The following is an 18,333-nucleotide window of genomic DNA, read 5'->3' on the forward strand; positions in this document are numbered from 1 at the left end:
CCAGGCCAATCTTTCAGATGAGGTGAGCAGCGACCAGGGTCATGTCGATGACCTTGATGCCGATGAAGGGGACGATCAGTCCGCCCAAGCCGTAGATGGCAAGGTTGCGCCGCAGCAGCGCGCTGGCACCGATGGCCCGGTAGGGCACGCCCTTGAGCGCCAGCGGAATGAGGGCCACGATGATGAGTGCGTTGAAGATGACTGCCGACAGGATGGCCGAACTGGGGCTATGCAGACCCATCACATTCAGCGCGGCGAGTTGTGGATACACGCCGACGAACATGGCCGGAATGATGGCGAAATACTTGGCCACATCGTTGGCGATGGAGAAGGTCGTCAGCGACCCGCGGGTCATCAGGAGCTGTTTTCCCGTCTCGACGACTTCCAGCAGCTTGGTCGGGTTGGAGTCCAGGTCGACCATATTGCCGGCCTCCTTGGCGGCCTGGGTGCCGGTGTTCATCGCCACGGCCACGTCGGCCTGGGCCAGCGCGGGGGCGTCGTTAGTGCCGTCTCCGGTCATGGCCACCAGGCGGCCCTCTCCCTGATAGTCACGAATCAGCTTGAGCTTGGCCTCGGGAGTGGCTTCGGCGAGAAAGTCGTCCACTCCAGCCTCGGCGGCGATGGCCGCAGCCGTGAGCTTGTTGTCGCCGGTAATCATTACCGTCTTGATGCCCATGCGGCGCAGCTCGGCAAAGCGCTCCTTGATGCCGCCCTTGACGATGTCCTTGAGCTCGACGGCCCCAAGCACTCGGGCACCGTCCGCCACCACCAGCGGCGTGCTGCCGCGGCGGGCAATTTCATCGACAGCGTGGCTCACCTCGCTCGGGAACTTGCCGCCCAGCGCTTCTACGTGGCGGCGAATGGCGTCACCCGCGCCCTTGCGAACCTGTCGGGTGCCACCGTTCAGGTCCACGCCGCTCATGCGGGTCTGCGCGGTGAAGGGCACGAAGTGTGCATCCATGCCGGTGAGTTCGCGCTCGCGGATGCCGAACTTGGTCTTGGCCAGCACCACGATGCTGCGGCCTTCCGGTGTCTCATCCGCCAGCGAAGCCAGTTGCGCCGCGTCGGCTAGTTGCTGCTCGCCGACGCCGGGGGCCGGCACGAAGGCGCTGGCCTGGCGGTTGCCCAGCGTGATGGTGCCGGTCTTGTCCAGCATCAGTACGTCCACGTCGCCGGCGGCTTCCACCGCGCGGCCCGAGGTGGCGATCACATTGGCTTGCATCATCCGGCTCATGCCAGCCACGCCGATGGCCGAGAGCAGGCCGCCGATGGTGGTGGGAATCAGGCAGACCAGCAGGGAGATGAGCGCGGTGATCGACACGACTGTGCCTGCACCGGCCGCTTCGACGCTGAAGACCGAGTACGGCAGCAGGGTCACGGTGACGACCAGGAACACCATGGTCAGCGCCACCAGCAGGATCGTCAGCGCAATCTCGTTGGGCGTCTTCTGACGCTTGGCGCCTTCGACCATGGCAATCATGCGGTCGAGGAAGGACTCGCCGGGGTTGACGCCGATGCGCACGACCAGCCAGTCCGACAGCACGCGGGTGCCGCCGGTGACCGAAGAGAAGTCGCCGCCCGATTCGCGGATGACCGGGGCCGACTCACCGGTGATGGCGCTCTCGTCCACCGAGGCCACGCCTTCGATGACCTCGCCGTCCAGCGGAATCATGTCGCCGGCCTCGACCAGCACGACGGCGCCCTTGCGGAGCTCGTCCGATTGCAACGAGTGCCACTGGGACCCGTGCTTGGGCTCGTGCAGCTTCTTGGCCCAGGTGCGGGCCTTCAGGCCACGCAGCGAGGCGGCTTGAGCCTTGCTGCGGCCTTCGGCAAGTGCCTCCGCGAAGTTGGCAAACAGCACGGTGAACCACAGCCACAGCGAGATGCCCAGCATGAAGGCGGAGCCCTCGGTGCCGGCCACGGCCGGATCGTGCAGGCTCGCAGCCCACAGGCCGCTGGTCAGGATGCTGCCGACGTAGACGACGAACATCACCGGGTTGCGCCACTGGATACGCGGGTCCAACTTTTCGAAGGAGGCCTTGATGGCCGGCTTGACGAGTTGGGGATCTAGGAAGCTCAGTTTGGTTTGAAGGTTTGCAGTCATATCAAGCTCCCCACAGCATCAGGTGTTCCACCATCGGCCCCAGGGCCAGGGCGGGGACGTAGTTCAAGAGACCGACCAGCAGCACGGTGCCGATCAGCAGAACGATGAACAGCGGGCCGTGAGTGGGCATGGAGCCAGCCGTCTGCGGCGTGCGCTTCTTGGCGCCCAAGCTCCCGGCCATGGCCAGCACCGGCACGATGACGCCGAAGCGGCCCAGCCACATCACGATGCCCAGCAGGGTGTTGTAGAAAGGTGTATTGGCCGACAGGCCGGCGAAGGCCGAGCCGTTGTTGTTGCCGGCCGAGGTCAGGGCATAGAGGATTTCAGAGAAACCATGGGCGCCCGGATTGGCGATACCCGCCTTGCCGCCCGCCGCCTGCACGGCGATGGCCGTACCGACCAGCACGATGACCGGCGTGACGAGGATGGCGATGGCCACCATCTTCATCTCGAAGGCCTCGATCTTCTTGCCCAGGTATTCGGGCGTGCGACCAATCATCAGGCCGGCGATGAAGACTGCCAGCATGGCAAACACCAGCATGCCGTACAGACCCGTGCCGACGCCGCCGAATACCACTTCGCCCAGCTGCATCATCACCAGCGTGACCATGCCGCCGACCGGTGTCAGTGAATCGTGCATGGCATTGACCGCACCGCAGGAGGCTGCCGTCGTGATGACTGCAAAGAGGCTGCTGGCGTTGATGCCGAAGCGCGTCTCCTTGCCTTCCATATTGCCGGCCGTGGCGTCGACACCGAGCGCATGCAGTGCGGGGTTGCCCGCCTGCTCAGCGCTGGTGGCTGCCACCACGCCGACGATGAAGATGAGTGTCATCGCTGCCAGGATGGCCACGCCTTGGCGTTGGTCGCCGACCATGCGGCCGAACATGAAGCACAGCGCCGCCGGAATCAGGAAGATGGCCAGCATCTGCGCGAAGTTGGCCAGTGGCGTCGGGTTCTCATAAGGATGAGCCGAGTTGGCGTTGAAGAAGCCGCCGCCATTGGTGCCCAGCATCTTGATCGCTTCCTGCGAGGCGACCGGCCCCATGGCGAGTTGCTGGACGTCGGTCTGGGCGTCTTCCATGATGATCTGACCCTTGTCGTCCTTCAGCGGCTGTCCGGCTGCATCGAGCCTGGGCGTCTGGTAGGCCGTGACCTCCAGCGTCGTGGCGTTCTTGTAGCCATCGAAGTTCTGAATCACCCCCTGGCCGACCAGAAAGATTGCAAACACGAAGCACAGCGGCAGCAGCACCCACAGGGTGACGCGGGTCAGGTCGGCCCAGAAGTTGCCGATGTGGGTCTGTAGTTTTCCGGCGAAGCCACGAATCAGCGCGAACACCACGACGATGCCGGTGGCGGCCGAGAGAAAGTTTTGCACCGTCAGCGCAAGCATCTGGGTCAGATAACTCATGGCGCTCTCGCCGCCGTAGCCTTGCCAGTTGGTGTTAGAGACGAAACTGATCGCCGTGTTGAAAGCCGAATCAGGCGTGATGTCGGCCATGCCCTGCGGGTTCAGCGGCAGCGAGGACTGGAAGCGCTGCAAGGCGTAGACGACCAGCACGCCGATGAAGTTGAACAGCAGCAGCGCCAGCGCGTAGCGCTTCCAGTGCATGCCCTCGTCCGGTCTGACGCCGGCGAGCTTGTAGAGGCCGCCTTCAACTGCTTGCGTCCAGCGCGGCAGGCGGCCGTCCGCTACGCGATGCAACCAACGGGCCAACGGCCAGGCGGCCAGCAGCAAAACCGTCATGAAGAGGCCGAGATTGAGCCACCCGAGATTGTTCATGTCAGAACTCCTCGGCGCGGAACATCGCGTAAAGCAGATAGACAAACAGCCCGGCGGACACCAAGCCACAGACCCAGTACAGCGCGCTCATGGCTTGCTCCCTGCCAGCCTGTGGCTGAAGGCCGCCAGACCCACGCCGAGGCCGAACAGCGCCAGGCCGGAGCCTAAGAAAATCCAATCCATTGCAGTCCTCGTTGATGAGAAATTCGATGGATGGAGCTTAGGTTTCAGGGCATCAAGGCCATGTAGAAGGTAGGCTGGGCGGTATCAAGATTCCGTAAAGACGGATCGTGCGCGGCGCATTGCCCGCGGAGGGTGACGTCAGAGCTAGCGCGTTCTTCTGCCACCCGGCAGGCATGAAGTCGATACACCGCCGACCTGCTGCCATAGAGGACATGATTCGCCAAGTGGCCTACCGTCGCGGATCAGCCGGCGTCGCGTTTACGCCTTCGCGGTCAAGGTTTTGGCCATACCGGTAGCCCTCCAGATGTCTACTGGTGCAATGAAGTAAGTTCTTCGTTGCCGATGGAGTCGTCGTCATCTTGACCACCCCCATCTACCCGGGCGCCATGAGAGGGTGTTCTGGATCGCTGTCATCCCCATGGAGAATTTAGCGCAGCATGCATCGCCCATCTGCATGAATCATGTCACTTGGCGCGTCATTCCGTCGACGGTTGAGGCACGGCGGGCGTCCTCGTCGTCCATGCGCAGCACCGCTTGCTTCAGCAACTGCCTCAACCAAGCCAAGCCGGGATCCTGGGTGCGATACCGATGCCATTGCACGGCCTGTTGCATGTGCTCGATCGGAATGGGTGGTGCCTTGAGCGCCAATGGAAAGGTGCTTGCAAACAGGCGGGCGAGTCGGGCATGGACCGTGGCGATGTACTCGGTACCCTGAACCAGCATGGGCAGTGCTGTGAAGCTGTAGGTCGTGATGGCAACCTTGCGCGCGACGCCGTAGCGCTTGATGAACCACGTTTCGAATGACTCCCCCGCACCGCCAGGTGGCTGCATGACGATATGCCCCGATGCGAGGTAGCGATCGTATGTGAGCTCGCCCTTGGCGAGTTCGCTGTTTTGCCAGACCGTGCAGAGGAAGCCCTCCTCGTACAAGAGCTCCTCCGGATGGTCCGGAGACATGAATCCGCGCGGAATGATGAGCAAGTCCGCCTCGCCGCGCTCAAGACTGCGCTGCGGATTCGACACCTGAGGCAGGAACTCGAACCGGGCCGAGCAACGCTGTTCAGCGGCCAGCGTGAGCAGGTGCGGGATCACCACCATCTGTGAATAGTCGGAGACGAAGATCCTGAAGGTGCGATCGGTCGAAGCCGGGTCGAACTGGGGCTGAATGGCGATCGTGCTGTCGATGCGCACCAGGACGTCCCGGACTGCGTCGTGCAGTCCTTGAGCCCGCGGGGTCGGCTCCATCTTCCGACCGACCTGCACAAGGAGTTCATCGTCGAAATATTCCCGCAGCCGCGAGAGTGCGCTGCTGAGCGCTGAAGGGGTCAGATTCAGCCGCTCGGCCGCGCGACTGATGCTTTGATGGGTGAGCAGCGCGTCTAGCGCGACCAGCAGGTTCAGATCCAGGCGATTGAACTTCATTTTTACCGGGAGAACCCTCGATTGTTAGATGCCATCTAAACGTGGCATCCATCGAAGTCATTTTTCATTAATGACGAGAGTTCGTAAGCTCTCGCTAACCCGAAAAAACATACATATTGGAGACAACGAATGGTCAAGAACCAGTCGAAGGGTATTGCTTTGCCCGAAATTCCTCCGCCAAGCCGTGAGGCCTGAGTGGGTGGTTCCTATTTGCCGCGTTGCCATCGCTGGTGGCGCAGGGGGCCGTCCGACCCTGATGCGGGTGGCGCCTGTGCTTTGGCGCAAGCCGCCGTCGCACCGAGCATGCGCTGAGATCGGTCGACCCTGGAGCGGGTCGACGCAGGCGTTCGGCCCGGCTGCGCCTACCGCGACGCGCTGACCGTGCGCCGCAGACCTGCGTGATCGCCACCCCTGCCGAGCGACGGGACTTGCAGGCAGTGGCCCGGGCCGGTCTTGCGACGCCCGCAAGACAACCGGCGGCCAGGGTCGAACACGGCACCTGAGTTCACTCGAATCAATCAGACCACAACGTGAGGAGACTATGAAGACAAGACATTCATTCCGGGACATTCCGCGACTGGCATGCATCCCGATGGCCGCCGCCATGACCATGGCTCCGGCGCTGGCGATGGATTTCGACACCGGCCATCCTGATTTCAAGCTGCGCTGGGACAACACCGTCAAGTACAGCGCGGCGCTGCGCCTGAATTCGCGCTCAGAAGGCCTGTCCACGACCGCGTTTGGCCCGACGGGCATTGTTGGCCCCAACAACATCAACCAAGACGACGGTGACAATAATTTCGACAAGGGCTGGGTGTCCAGTCGACTGGACTTGCTGAGCGAGTTGGACGCCAGTTACCAGAACTTCGGATTCCGCGTTAGCGGCGCTGCCTGGTACGACAGTGTCTACAACCGGTCGAACGACAACACTTCGAGGACGGCGAACCATACGCCCGCCAACGAGTTTACCGAGGCGACCCGCAAGGTCATGGGGCGCAAGGCGGAGTTCCTTGATGCGTTCGTCTTCGGCAACTTCACGGTGGGCGACCGGACCGGCACCGTCCGCCTGGGGCGCCACACGGTGTTGTGGGGCGAAAGTCTGTTCTTTGGCGCCAACGGTATTGCGGGCGGCATGGCCCCGCTGGACTTGGTGAAGTTGCTCTCCGTTCCCAACGCGCAGTTCAAGGAAATTGCGCGCCCGACCGGCAAGCTGTCCACTCAGTTGCAATTGACGGATTCGGTGTCGTTGGGCGCTTACCTCGGCTACGAGTGGGAAAAGACGCGCATGATGCCCGTCGGTGCCTACCTGTCCGGGTCTGACGCGCTGGGCGACGGGGCCGAGCGCATCAATGCAGGTTCCACCGGTGTTTTCAACTTTGCGGGCGACATTCGACCCCGCAACAGTGGCCAGGGCGGGGTGCAGTTGCGCTGGCGCGCCGATGCAGTTGAGACGGACTTCGGCTTCTATGCCATCCGCTATCACGCGACGACGCCCAGCAATATCTATACGACCCTCACAGGCTTGCCGCCCGCGCTCTCTGCCAGCAGCTACCAGTGGGCCTATGCCGAGGGCATCCAGGCCTACGGTGTGAGCTTCTCAAAGGCGGTCGGGGAGTGGGGGCTGGCCGGCGAGGCGTCCTATCGCCGCAATGCGCCACTGTCCAGCGCGGGTCAATCGATCCTGTCGACCATTCACGTCAACACCGGGCTGGATAACCAAGACAACCCAGGCTACGCCGTCGGCGACACAGCGCACCTTAACTTCTCTTGGATTGCCAGTTTTGGTCCGAGTTTCATTGCGCGTGAGGCGAGCTTCGTTGGCGAGATCGCCTGGAACGAACGCGTCCGAGTCACGAAGAACGAGGGGATGCTGAACCCGAACGCCACGCGCTCAGCCACGGCGACGCGGATGACTTTCTCGCCCACCTATCGCCAGGCATTGCCTGGCTGGGACCTGACCCCGACCGTCGGTGTGGGTTACGGCTGGGGCCGCTCGTCCGCCGTGGGCAACGGCTTCAGCCCCGACAACGGCGGCGACGTCAATGTCGGTCTCGCGGGCGCTTATCTCGCCAACTGGTACCTGAACTTCAACGTCGTGCACTACCTCGGCAAGGAGGGCTCGACGCTCGACAACAACAGCAATGCGCAGTTCTTGCAGGCCCTGAAGGACCGGGACTTCGTCTCCATCTCGCTGCGCACCACCTTCTGATCCGGAGTCTGTTCATGAGCCTGCACCACATTCAATCAACCGCCATTGCGGCGGCAATCATCTTGGCCCTTTCGGCATCAGCACACGCCGGGGTCACCGCAGAAGAGGCCAATCACCTGAAAACCGATCTCACTCCGCTGGGTGCGGAGAAGGCGGGCAACAAGGACGGCAGCATTCCGGCATGGACTGGCGGCTACGCGTCCCCGATCCCGGGTGACAAGCCTGGAGGGCGACGCGGCGACCCCTTCAAAGCGGAGAAGCTGCTGTACTCCGTGACGGCGAAGAACATGGACCAGTACGCCGACAAGCTCACCGACGGTGTCAAGGCGATGCTGAAAAAGTATCCGGACAGTTACCGCATTGACGTTTACCCGACGCACCGGACCGCCGTGGCCCCGCAATGGGTCTATGACAACACCGCCAAGAATGCGCTCCGGGCCAAGTTGGACGGCCATACGTTGCAGGGCGCCTATGGCGGTATTCCGTTCCCGGTCCCGAAGTCCGGCATCGAGGCGATGTGGAACCACAAGCTGGCCTGGCGCGGCACCGCGTGGGAGGCACTGTTCAACCAATACCAAATCACGGCCAACGGCAAGGTCGTGTTGACGACGGACGGACAGATCCGTCAGCGCATGCCTTACTACCTGGAGGACGGCTCTCCCGAGAAGTTTGAGGGCTATACGTGGGAGGTGAATCTGTTGAACATCGGTCCCCCGATCCGCGCGGGCGAGATGATCGTCGGCCGACAGCATGTGGATGAGGACAAGTCCATCTCCTATGTCTACCTCACCGGGCAGCGTCGCGTGCGCAAGCTTCCCAATGCCTGTTGTGACACACCGACGCCGGCGTCCGCGGGCCTGATGTCCTTCGACGAACTGAGTGTCTTCTCGGGCCGTACCGATCTGTTTGACTGGAAGATCTTGGGCAAGAAGGAGATCTTGGTCCCCTACAACGAGAACCGCTTCCTGCAGGCGCCTGACGCTGACATCATCAAAAGCCAGCACCTGAATCCCGACCATGTGCGCTGGGAGTTGCACCGTGTCTGGGTGGTTCAGGCCAACCTGCTGCCGGGCAAGCGCCATCAAGCGCCCAAGGGGGTCTATTACCTGGATGAGGACACTTGGCAGGCCATGCTCGGTGACCGCTGGGATGCCAACAACCAGCTGTGGAAGACCTTCTGGTCCTTCAACTACGTCATGCCAGACTTCCCGGGCACGGTGCAGCAGACGTTTGGCTACTACGACCTGCTCTCCGGGCAAGCCTATGTCTCCAACGTCCTGAACGACAAGGCTTATCACCATCGCGCGACCAAGCCCTGGCCCACCAGTTTGTTCACCGGCGACGGCTTGGCCGCACAGGGCGTGCGATGAGATGGACTGTCAAGCGACACGCGGTTTGCTTGCTGGCCGTGCTGTCCGCCATGACGTTCGGCGCCGCCGCGCAGACGTCGGCGGGCCGGATCGGTTCGGCTTGGGAGCGTCCGGCGCTGCAACTGCGGGACCCCGCGCATGCCGTCTACCTGGCGGCCGCCGATGCCGGTGGGCGTCTGGTCGCCGTTGGCGAGCGCGGGGTGATCGCAACGCGCGAACGAGGTGAGGGCGCCTGGCACCAGCAACCGAGCCCCACCAGCGTGACGTTGACTGCGGTGCAATTTGTCGACGCGCGCGACGGCGTGGCCGTCGGGCATGCCGGCACCGTGCTGACGACGCTGGATGGGGGGCAGACCTGGCAGCTCAAGCTCGACGGCCGGCGCCTCTCTCAGATCGCGCTTGACGACGCCAAGGCAGCCGGTGACCCTGCACGCATCAGGGACGCGGAGCGTTTGGTTGCTGATGGCCCGGACAAACCTTTGTTGGACGTGCTGGCCTGGGATGCGCGGCACATGTTGGTGGTCGGTGCCTATGGTCTGGCCTTTCACACCGCAGATGGCGGGCGCACTTGGCAGTCGTGGATGGGGCGGCTGCCCAACCCGCGTGGCCTGCATCTGTATGCCGCGCGACGCCAGGGCAATCACCTGCTGTTGGCCGGCGAGCAGGGCCTGCTGTTGCAGTCGGAGGATGAAGGCCTGACCTTCAAGGCGGTCAGCGCCCCCTACAAGGGCAGCTGGTTTACGGCAGAGATGCGCTCGGCCACCGAATGGCTGGTGGCCGGCTTGCGCGGGAACGTCTGGCGCACTGCGGATGCGGGCGCCACCTGGCAGCAGCTCTCCAACCCCATCCCCGCTGCGGTGACCGCCTCAAAGCGCCTGCCAGATGGTGCCGTGCTGTTGGCCAATCAAGCGGGCTTTGTCCTGCGTGTTGGCGCGCAGTCTTTGCAGCCGCTCAACCCTCAACCCCTGCCGCCACTGGCCGGCCTGGCCACAGACGGTGACCAGCGACTGTGGGCGCTAGGCATGGCCGGACCCGTCCTGATACCTGCGATTCGCCACTGAGACCCGATGATGAAGTCAACCCCCTCTATGGCGCCCACCCATCCCTTCGACGCCCGCTCGGGCTCATTGGTGGAGCGTGCTCTGTTCAACCACCGGCTGGTGGTCGTGTTCTTCTGCGCATTGGCAACGCTGCTGCTGGGTTGGCAGGCGACGCGACTGCAACTCAACGCCAGCTTCGAGAAGACGATCCCGACCCGCCATCCGTACATCGCCAACTTCTTGAAGGTGCAGTCTGACCTCACAGGGCTCGGCAATGCTGTTCGCATCGCGGTCGAGCGGCCTGACGGCGATATCTACAACGCGCAATACCTCGACACCCTTCGTCGCTTGAACGATGAAGCCTTTCTGCTGCCGGGTGTGGACCGCCCGCGGATGAAGTCGCTGTGGACGCCATCGACCCGTTGGGTCGGCGTCACCGAGGAAGGCCTCGAAGGCGGCCCCGTGATCCCGGACGGCTACGACGGTTCGCCGGCCAGCCTGCAGCGCTTGGCGGCGAACATCGCACGCAGTGGCGAGGTCGGCCAACTGGTGGCGGGGGACGCTCGCTCGACCGTGATCTATTTGCCGCTGCTTGAGCGCGACGGTGAGGGCCGTCCTCTGGACTACGCGAACCTATCGACGAAGCTCGAGACGCTGCGCGCCAAGTACGAGGCGGAAGGCGTGCGGGTTCACATCGCGGGCTTTGCCAAGATCGTCGGTGATCTGATCGATGGCGTGCGCGCCGTGCTGCTGTTTTTTGCCTTGGCGGTGTTGATTTGCACGGCCGCTGTCGGTTGGTACACGCGCTGCGCCCGGTCGACGGGGCTGGTCGTGTTGGCCTCGCTGATCGCCGTGGTTTGGCAACTCGGACTGCTGCCGCTGCTGGGCATTGCGATCGACCCGTATTCGATCCTTGTGCCCTTTCTCGTGTTCGCCATCGGCATGAGCCACGGCGCCCAGAAGATGAACGGCATCATGCAAGACATCGGGCGCGGCCTGCCCAAGCTGGTGGCGGCACGCTTTACCTTCCGGCGCCTGTTCCTGGCCGGGTTGACCGCGTTGCTCGCCGATGCCGTTGGCTTTGCGGTGTTGCTGGTCATCGACATCGGGGTGATCCGCGAGCTGGCGATCGCCGCCTCAATGGGCGTTGCCGTGCTGATCTTCACTAACCTGATCCTGCTGCCCATCCTGCTCAGCTTCAGTGGCGTGGACGCCAGCGCGGCGCAGCGCAGCCTGCGATCGGAGCAGGTCGGCGTGAGTCATCCGCTGTGGTCCTGGCTCGACCGCTTCACACAGCGGCGCTGGGCGACGGCGGCGGTGGTGATCGCGGTCGTACTGGGGGCGGGCGGTTATGCCGTCAGCACACAGCTCAAGATCGGCGACCTGGACCCCGGCGCGCCCGAGCTGCGGCCTGACAGCCGCTACAACCGCGACGTGGCCTTTCTGAACCGCAGCTATGGTGCCAGCAGCGATGTGCTGGCCGTGATGGTGGAGACACCGCCCGGTCGCTGTTCCAACTACGAGGCCTTGAACAAAGTCGACGCGCTCGAATGGCAGCTTCGCCAGTTTGAAGGCGTGGAGTCGACCAACACGCTTTCGCTGCTGAATCGACGCGTGTTGTCGGGCCTCAACGAGGGCAACCCGAAGTGGTACGAGTTTCTGCCCAACCAGGACATGCTCAACACCGTCACCGCCGGAGCACCGCGAGGGCTCTACAACGACGCGTGCAGCATGTTGACGATTTATGTCTACCTTGCCGACCACAAGGCAGACACGCTCAGCCGTGTCGTCGCTCACGTTGAGGCGTTCGCCAAGGCCAATGATGACGAGCGCGCGCGCTTTGTCCTCGCCGCAGGTTCAGCGGGCATTGAGGCGGCCACCAACATTGTCGTGCGGCAGGCGTGGCACACGATGCTGTTGATGGTCTACGCGGCTGTCGTGCTGTTGTGCTTCGTGACCTTTCGGTCGTGGCGCGCCGTGCTTGTCGCCGTTTTGCCGCTGGTGTTGACCTCCGTGTTGGCCGAGGCGTTGATGGTGGCCTTGGGCATGGGCGTGAAGGTGGCTACCTTGCCGGTGATTGCCTTGGGCGTGGGCATCGGTGTTGACTACGCGCTGTACATCCTGTCAGTGACGCTCGCCTCGTTGCGGGAGGGGAAAAGCCTCTCCGAGTCCTATTACCGCGCGCTGTTGTTCACCGGCAAGGTCGTCATGTTGACCGGCATCACGCTGGCCATTGGCGTGGTCACCTGGGTGGCCAGCCCCATCAAGTTTCAGGCTGACATGGGCCTGTTGCTGGCCTTCATGTTCCTTTGGAACATGCTCGGCGCGCTGGTCCTGCTGCCGGCGCTCGCGCACTTCCTGCTGCGTCCGGCCCCCGTCCGAGTGGTCGAGGCTGACTCGCTCGCACTGGCGGCCATTCCCAACTGAGTCACATGGTCATGAAGCGAATTCTTTGTTTTTTTGCAGCTTGGCTGGTCACCACGCTGTCGCATGGCCAGCAGGCACCCAGCCCCGCCCCCGGAACCCGTGTGATCACGCTGGGCACGCAGGGCGGACCCTTGCCCGTCGGCGCCAGAGCGCAGCCCGCAAATGCGGTGGTGGTGCAGGGCCGGATCTATCTGGTCGATTCGGGCAACGGCGTGGTCGGCCAGCTTCGCCGTGCGGGTCTGGACTACCGCCGCGTTGATCGCATATTCATCACGCACAACCATGACGATCACAACGCCGACTGGGGCACGCTGATGGGGCTGCAGTGGAGTACCGGACGCCGCAGCGAGATCCACGTCTACGGTCCCGCAGGCACGGAGGGCATGTTGAAGGGCTACCTTCAATATTTCGAGCCGAACGCACGCATCCGAAGCGCCGACGCACGCATCGCCCAGCGTCCTGCCGATCTATTTCGTGCCCACGACATCCGTGGTGGTGTGATCTACAAAGACGATCTGGTGACTGTGTCTGCGGTGGAAAACTGCCACTACCACTTCGATTCGAACGCCGCGGCAGAGGCGATTCACGACGCTTCTTACGCCTACCGCTTCCAGACACCCGACCGGGTGGTGGTGTTCAGCGGCGATACCGGCAAGTGCCCCGTCCTGACCGAGTTCGCGCGCGATGCGGACCTGCTCGTCCACGAGGTGATCAGCCTGCCGTTGATGGCCGACAGCCTGCAGAAGTTCATGGCATCGCAGCCCGGCAAGGCGCCGCCGGGGCTGTTCGAAGGTCTGATGCGCCACATGGAAGAAGACCATACGACGCCTGAAGACATTGGGCGCCTGGCGCGCGGAGCCAAAGTCAAAAAGGTCGTCCTGACGCACTTCGCCCCGGGTCGGGATGCCGATCCGGACGAGGCTTACGTGGACGGCGTCAAGCAGCACTACGACGGCCCCGTCATCGCGGCCAAGGACCTCATGGTGTTCTGAGGCCATACCCCCTACAACAACAAGGATCAGCAAGATGTTCAAGTATTTTCCGACCAACTACCCCTGGAATCTCTCGGTAGACCTGGCGATCGAAATGGGTGCCAGGATGGGCGAAGTTGAGGCCATGTGCGCGCCCCTGTTGGAGGCGTCCAAGGCACCCGACGCCGCGGGCACGCAGGCTTTTCGTGCGACATGGGCGGCAATGGCCGACAAGCTCTGCGCGCTGGCCGAGGAGGACGAGGCCCATGGCCGGCTGCTGTCGGCCGGCGAGAAGTACAACCGCGCGGCGACGTACTTTCTGACCTGCGAACGTTTGCAGGCCCATGGCGCCGCGGGCCGTGTGGCCTTGTATCAGCGCTTCCTCGATGTGTTCGCCAAGGGCGTCAAACTCTCGGGCGAGAACTGTGAGCGGGTGGAGATTCCTTACGAAGGCAAGCTGATCTCTGGCCTGTATGTCCGTGCCGAGGGCGTGAGCGGGCGTGCGCCAATCCTCGTGCAAGTGAATGGACTGGATTCGACCAAAGAGATGAAGTACCGGGTCGGCCTGCCGATGTGGTTGGCTCGCCGCGGGGTGTCGTCGCTGGTCATCGACCAGCCGGGGACCGGCGAGGCGCTGCGGCTGCATGGCCTCACGGCCCGCTACGACAGCGAGCACTGGGCCAGCCGCGTCGTTGATTGGCTGGAGCAGCGCGCCGACGTCGATCCGAAGCGCATCGGGATGGAAGGCGTGTCACTCGGCGGTTACTACTGTCCGCGCGCCGTGGCGATGGAGCCGCGATTCGCCTGTGGCGTCATCTGGGGAGCCAACCATGATTGGCGCGATGTGCAGAAGCGCCGCTTGGAGAAGGAAGGCAACTTCCCCGTCCCGCATTACTGGGCGCACGTGCGCTGGGTCTGGGGAGCCCAGGACATGGACGACTTCATGCGCATCGCGGAGAACGTTCATCTCGACGGCGTGGTTGAAAAGATCCGCGTGCCCTTCCTGGTGACACACGGGGAGAAAGACTCACAGATCCCGCTCAAGTGGGCGCACCGCACCTACGAGCAACTGGTGAACAGCCCGAAGCGCGAGTTGAAGGTATTCACCGAGCGGGAGGGCGGCGTCCAGCACTCCAGCTTCGACAACAGCATCAACGCCGGCCACTACATCGCTGATTGGGTGGCCGAGACGCTGGGTGGCCGCACGGCGGCCTGATTGCACTGATTTCCTGAGGAGAAAAGAGAATGAAAATCATTGGACCCGACGCCCTTGTCTTTGGCGTCGATAACTTGCCTGCCTGCAGCCAATACCTGATGGACTATGGCCTGGCCGACGTCGGCAACGGCAGATTCGAAGCCGTGGACGGAACCGCCGTCGTCCTTCGGGCCAAAGACGACCCGAGCCTGCCCGCGTCGATGGGTACCGCCAGCATGCTGCGCGAAACCGTCTATGGCGTGGCCGACGAGGCCACCCTGGATGCCATTGCGACGGAGCTGGGGCGTGACCGCGAAGTGACGCGCAGCGGCGGCGTTCTGCGGTGCGTCGACGACATGGGCTTCGCGCTGGCCTTCCAAGTCACCGTGCGCCGCCCGCTCGGGCCGCAAGTGGAGAAGTTGAATGCTCCGGGCTCACCGCCGCAGCGTCCGGTCAACGTGGTCGCCGTCGATGATCAGGCCCCGAGCCTGCCGTTGACGCTGTCGCACGTGGTTTATTTTGTGCCCGACGAGGCGAAGGCGACCGCCTTCTACATCGAGCGCTTGGGCTTTCGCATCACCGACCGGCTCGGCGGTGCAGGGCCCTTCCTGCAGCCGCGCGGCACGCAGGATCACCACACCTTGTTCCTGATTCAGACACCGCCGTTCATGAAGGGCGTTGAGCACTTCACCTTCCACATGGCCGGGCCTACCGCCTTGATGCAAGCCGGTTCGCGTTTCGTCGCCAAGGGCTACGAGTCATTCTGGGGACCGGGTCGGCACCGCATGGGGTCGAACTGGTTCTGGTACTTCAACAGCCCGCTCGGCTGCCACGTGGAGTACGACGCCGACATGGACCAGCACGATGAGAGCTGGGTGGCTCGCATGGCACCGATCGGCCCCGACGCCTCGCAGTTGTTTTTGTTCACGCACCGCGAGAAGTGGGCGCCCGGCGGCCCGCCACCCGGCGCAGCAGCCCAGCCTTGATCGCGTGCGTGGAGCAGACATGCGGATTTGCCATCTTGAAGACCTGCCCGACGGTGAGTCTTGCGGCTTCGATCCGCGAGGCACCGGCCGCGACACCGTGCTGATCGTTCGCCAAGGCGCTCGGCTGTATGCCTGGGAGAACGCGTGTCCCCACCATGGAACACCCATGGCCTGGCGCAAAGACGCTTACCTGAACGCCGCACGCGACCGCATCGTCTGCTTTGCGCACGGCGCTGAATTTGAAATCGATACCGGGAGCTGCACGCTCGGGCCATGCCTTGGCCAAAGCCTGACCCCGGTGCCCCTGAATCTTCATCAAGACGGCGAGGTGTACCTCGCCCAACCCTATCCAAGGAGACAGTCATGACGTTGGCAGCCCGACGCATCCTCATCATCGGAGGCGGTTTCTCCGGAATGGCCGCAGCCATCGAACTGCGCAAACGCGGCGCCGAGGTCGACCTCATCGAGATCGATCCTGGCTGGCGCAACTATGGCGCGGGCATCAGCCTGGGCGGAGCCACGCTCCGCGCCTTTCGCCAATTGGGTGTGCTGGACACCTTTCTGCGTGAAGGCAGTGCGGCCGACGGCGTGAAGATCTGCCTGCCTCACGGGCCGCAGGTGGCCGAGCTCCCCACGCCCCGCATCGCCGGGGCCGATGTGCCCGGCGGCGGCGCGATCATGCGGCCGACGCTGGCGCGAATTCTGGCGGATGCCACGCGTGCCGCCGGCGCGAACGTGATGCTGGGCACCAGCTTCAGCGCCATCCGGCAAGATCCCGAAGGCGTGGACGTCGAGCTCACCCATGGCGAGTGCCGGCGGTACGATCTGGTCATCGGCGCAGACGGGCTGTATTCGAAGACCCGCGAGGCGCTGTTCCCGCAAGCCCCCAAGCCCGGCTACAGCGGCCAGGCGGTATGGCGTGCGGTGTTGCCGCGGCCCCCTGAAGTGACGACAGCCACGCTGTGGATGGGGCCCGTCAAGCCCGGCGTCAACCCGGTGTCCGCCGATCAGATGTACCTGTTCGTCACGGAACATCGGCCGACCAATGACTTCGTGGACCCGCAGACCTTTGCTGCGCACCTGCGTGGGCTGCTGGCGGACTTTCCGGCGCCGCTCTTGCAGCAGATTCGCGCCCAGATCGGCCCGGATTCGCAAATTGTCTTCCGCCCGCTTGAAGGCTTGCTGATGCCGCGCCCATGGTTCCAAGGCCGGGCCGTGCTCATTGGCGACACCGTGCACGCCACCACGCCGCATCTGGCCAGTGGCGCTTGCATCGGGATCGAGGATGCCATCGTGCTCGCGGAGGAATTGGACCGCGGCAACGATGTCGAGACCTCGTTGAAGGCCTTCGAGGAGCGGCGTTGGGAGCGTTGCCGCATGGTCGTCGAGAACTCCGCCCGGCTGGGGGAAATCGAGATCCAGCATGGCGACAAGGACGAGCATGCGAACATCATGCGGCAGTCCTTGGTCGCACTGTGCGAGCCCATTTGAGGATGGCGCCCATGACCCGCACCGACTCGAGGCGCGGCCGCCTCGCCCTGATGGTGGCGCACTGCGCTGGCATGGTGGACCTGGTGGCGTTGCCCGTTTGGGTGGGCACCCTGGTCACCCGCTATGGCTTTGACCCGCAACAAGCGGGTCTGCTGGCCACCTTGTTCCTTGCCGGCGCCGTGGTGGCCAGTTTGGTCTTCGCGCCTCGCTTCCATCGCCTCCCGACCCGAAAGGGCGCGGTGCTCGGCTTTGCCGGCGCCGCGCTGGCATTTGGTGCTGCGGCACTGAGCCATGGCTTCATGGTTCTGGCGGTGTTGCATGCGCTCGGCGGTCTGTCGGCGGGCGCGGCGTTGAGCATCACTCACGGCACCATCGCGCGCAGCGCCAACCCACATCGGCTGTTCGCCTTCGTGGGCATCGCGCTGGGCGTGTTTGGCACCGTGTTCATGGGGGCGACGCCCCCCTTGGTCGCATCGCTCGGCGGGCCCGTGTTCTTCGCGGTCTTTGCCGGCGTGATGAGCATCGCCGCGCTGGCCGCCGCCATCGGGTTTCCAGAGCCTGACGCGCGGGAGGCCTCGGCGACGGGGGGGCGGCTCGATCCGGTCATCTGGTTCGGCATCGTTGGCATCGCGTCGATGGCGTTGGTTCAGGCCATGACCTTCAGCTTCCTCGAACGCGTCGGCAGCGACCACGATTTTGGCCTCCAGGCGGTCACGGGCGTGCTGGTTGCCGGTGGCATCGTCAATCTTGCGCCGGCCGCCTTGGCCGCATTGCTCGAGAAGCGTTGGATCGCCCGAAGCGTGCTGATGACGGGGCCGCTGGTCCAAGCGATTCTGGTCGCGGTGATCGTGAATTCGACCCATTTCATAGCTTACGCTGCGGCGGCGTCGGTGTTTGCAGCCGTGATGATTTTCACGCACACCTTTGCCTTTGGTCTGTTGGCCCGCCTGGAGCCGACCGGGCGCGCGATGGCGGCGACCCCGGCGATGTTGATGGCCGGCGCAGCCATCGGGCCCGTACTGGGCGGCACGTTGGTCAAGACGGCGGGATATCCCAGCCTGGGCTTTGTCGCTTTTGGTGTGGCCGCGATCGCCGTGTTCTGCATGTCGCGCCTGCCGGCGCGTCCCACTCCTCACTCCTGTTAGCACCGAGATT

The 18,333-nt window shown here is 63.8% G+C and carries 14 protein-coding genes; 10 read left to right on the forward strand and 4 right to left on the reverse strand.

From position 1 onward, the window contains the following. Window positions 1-13: 13 nt before the first annotated feature. The 4 genes from kdpB to PRZ01_RS05545 all read right to left on the reverse strand — a co-directional run bounded on the left by kdpB (window position 14) and on the right by PRZ01_RS05545 (window position 5,489). On the reverse strand, window positions 14-2,104 hold the full coding sequence (kdpB, locus tag PRZ01_RS05530) for a potassium-transporting ATPase subunit KdpB (RefSeq protein ID WP_273595767.1): 2,091 nt from the start codon (window positions 2,102-2,104) through the stop codon (window positions 14-16). A 1-nt stretch (window position 2,105) separates the two neighbouring features. Further along, window positions 2,106-3,884, reverse strand: a complete 1,779-nt coding sequence (kdpA, locus tag PRZ01_RS05535; RefSeq protein ID WP_273595768.1) for a potassium-transporting ATPase subunit KdpA — start codon at window positions 3,882-3,884, stop codon at window positions 2,106-2,108. A gap of 1 nt (window position 3,885) precedes the next feature. Further along, complete coding sequence (gene kdpF, locus PRZ01_RS05540) at window positions 3,886-3,975, reverse strand: K(+)-transporting ATPase subunit F (RefSeq protein ID WP_273595769.1); 90 nt, start codon at window positions 3,973-3,975, stop codon at window positions 3,886-3,888. A gap of 551 nt (window positions 3,976-4,526) precedes the next feature. Then, complete coding sequence (locus PRZ01_RS05545; protein WP_273595770.1) at window positions 4,527-5,489, reverse strand: LysR family transcriptional regulator; 963 nt, start codon at window positions 5,487-5,489, stop codon at window positions 4,527-4,529. A 541-nt stretch (window positions 5,490-6,030) separates the two neighbouring features. On the opposite strand from PRZ01_RS05545, the gene PRZ01_RS05550 reads away from it, so the two are divergent. From PRZ01_RS05550 to PRZ01_RS05595, 10 genes are read left to right on the forward strand one after another with little or no spacing between them, the layout of a single operon-like run. Then, window positions 6,031-7,698, forward strand: a complete 1,668-nt coding sequence (locus tag PRZ01_RS05550) for a DUF1302 domain-containing protein (RefSeq protein ID WP_273595771.1) — start codon at window positions 6,031-6,033, stop codon at window positions 7,696-7,698. A 14-nt stretch (window positions 7,699-7,712) separates the two neighbouring features. Then, a complete protein-coding gene (locus PRZ01_RS05555) occupies window positions 7,713-9,068 on the forward strand; it encodes a DUF1329 domain-containing protein (RefSeq protein WP_273595772.1) in 1,356 nt (451 codons plus the stop codon). Continuing rightward, complete coding sequence (locus PRZ01_RS05560) at window positions 9,065-10,129, forward strand: WD40/YVTN/BNR-like repeat-containing protein (RefSeq protein ID WP_273595773.1); 1,065 nt, start codon at window positions 9,065-9,067, stop codon at window positions 10,127-10,129. The genes PRZ01_RS05555 and PRZ01_RS05560 overlap by 4 nt, the downstream gene beginning before the upstream one ends. A 9-nt stretch (window positions 10,130-10,138) precedes the next feature. Then, window positions 10,139-12,535, forward strand: coding sequence for an efflux RND transporter permease subunit (locus PRZ01_RS05565; RefSeq protein ID WP_409993811.1), 2,397 nt, complete (start codon window positions 10,139-10,141; stop codon window positions 12,533-12,535). A gap of 11 nt (window positions 12,536-12,546) precedes the next feature. Continuing rightward, complete coding sequence (locus PRZ01_RS05570; protein WP_273595775.1) at window positions 12,547-13,527, forward strand: MBL fold metallo-hydrolase; 981 nt, start codon at window positions 12,547-12,549, stop codon at window positions 13,525-13,527. Window positions 13,528-13,561: 34 nt separating this feature from the next. After that, the gene (locus tag PRZ01_RS05575; RefSeq protein ID WP_273595776.1) at window positions 13,562-14,722 is read left to right on the forward strand and encodes an alpha/beta hydrolase family protein; all 1,161 of its coding nucleotides are present in this window, start codon (window positions 13,562-13,564) and stop codon (window positions 14,720-14,722) included. A 29-nt stretch (window positions 14,723-14,751) separates the two neighbouring features. After that, window positions 14,752-15,687, forward strand: coding sequence for a VOC family protein (locus PRZ01_RS05580; protein WP_273595777.1), 936 nt, complete (start codon window positions 14,752-14,754; stop codon window positions 15,685-15,687). Between the two features lie 19 nt (window positions 15,688-15,706). Then, window positions 15,707-16,054 carry a Rieske (2Fe-2S) protein gene (locus tag PRZ01_RS05585; RefSeq protein WP_273595778.1) on the forward strand — a complete coding sequence of 116 codons (348 nt, stop codon included), beginning with the start codon at window positions 15,707-15,709 and terminating at the stop codon, window positions 16,052-16,054. Further along, the gene (locus PRZ01_RS05590) at window positions 16,051-17,178 is read left to right on the forward strand and encodes an FAD-dependent oxidoreductase (RefSeq protein ID WP_273595779.1); all 1,128 of its coding nucleotides are present in this window, start codon (window positions 16,051-16,053) and stop codon (window positions 17,176-17,178) included. Before PRZ01_RS05585 ends, PRZ01_RS05590 begins: the two co-directional genes overlap by 4 nt. Window positions 17,179-17,189: 11 nt before the next feature. After that, entirely contained in the window at window positions 17,190-18,323 is a 1,134-nt protein-coding gene (locus tag PRZ01_RS05595) for an MFS transporter (RefSeq protein ID WP_273595780.1), read from the forward strand. Window positions 18,324-18,333: the final 10 nt, after the last annotated feature.

Origin of the sequence: Roseateles koreensis (assembly GCF_028595305.1) — a bacterium.
Taxonomy (GTDB): domain Bacteria; phylum Pseudomonadota; class Gammaproteobacteria; order Burkholderiales; family Burkholderiaceae_C; genus Paucibacter_A; species Paucibacter_A koreensis.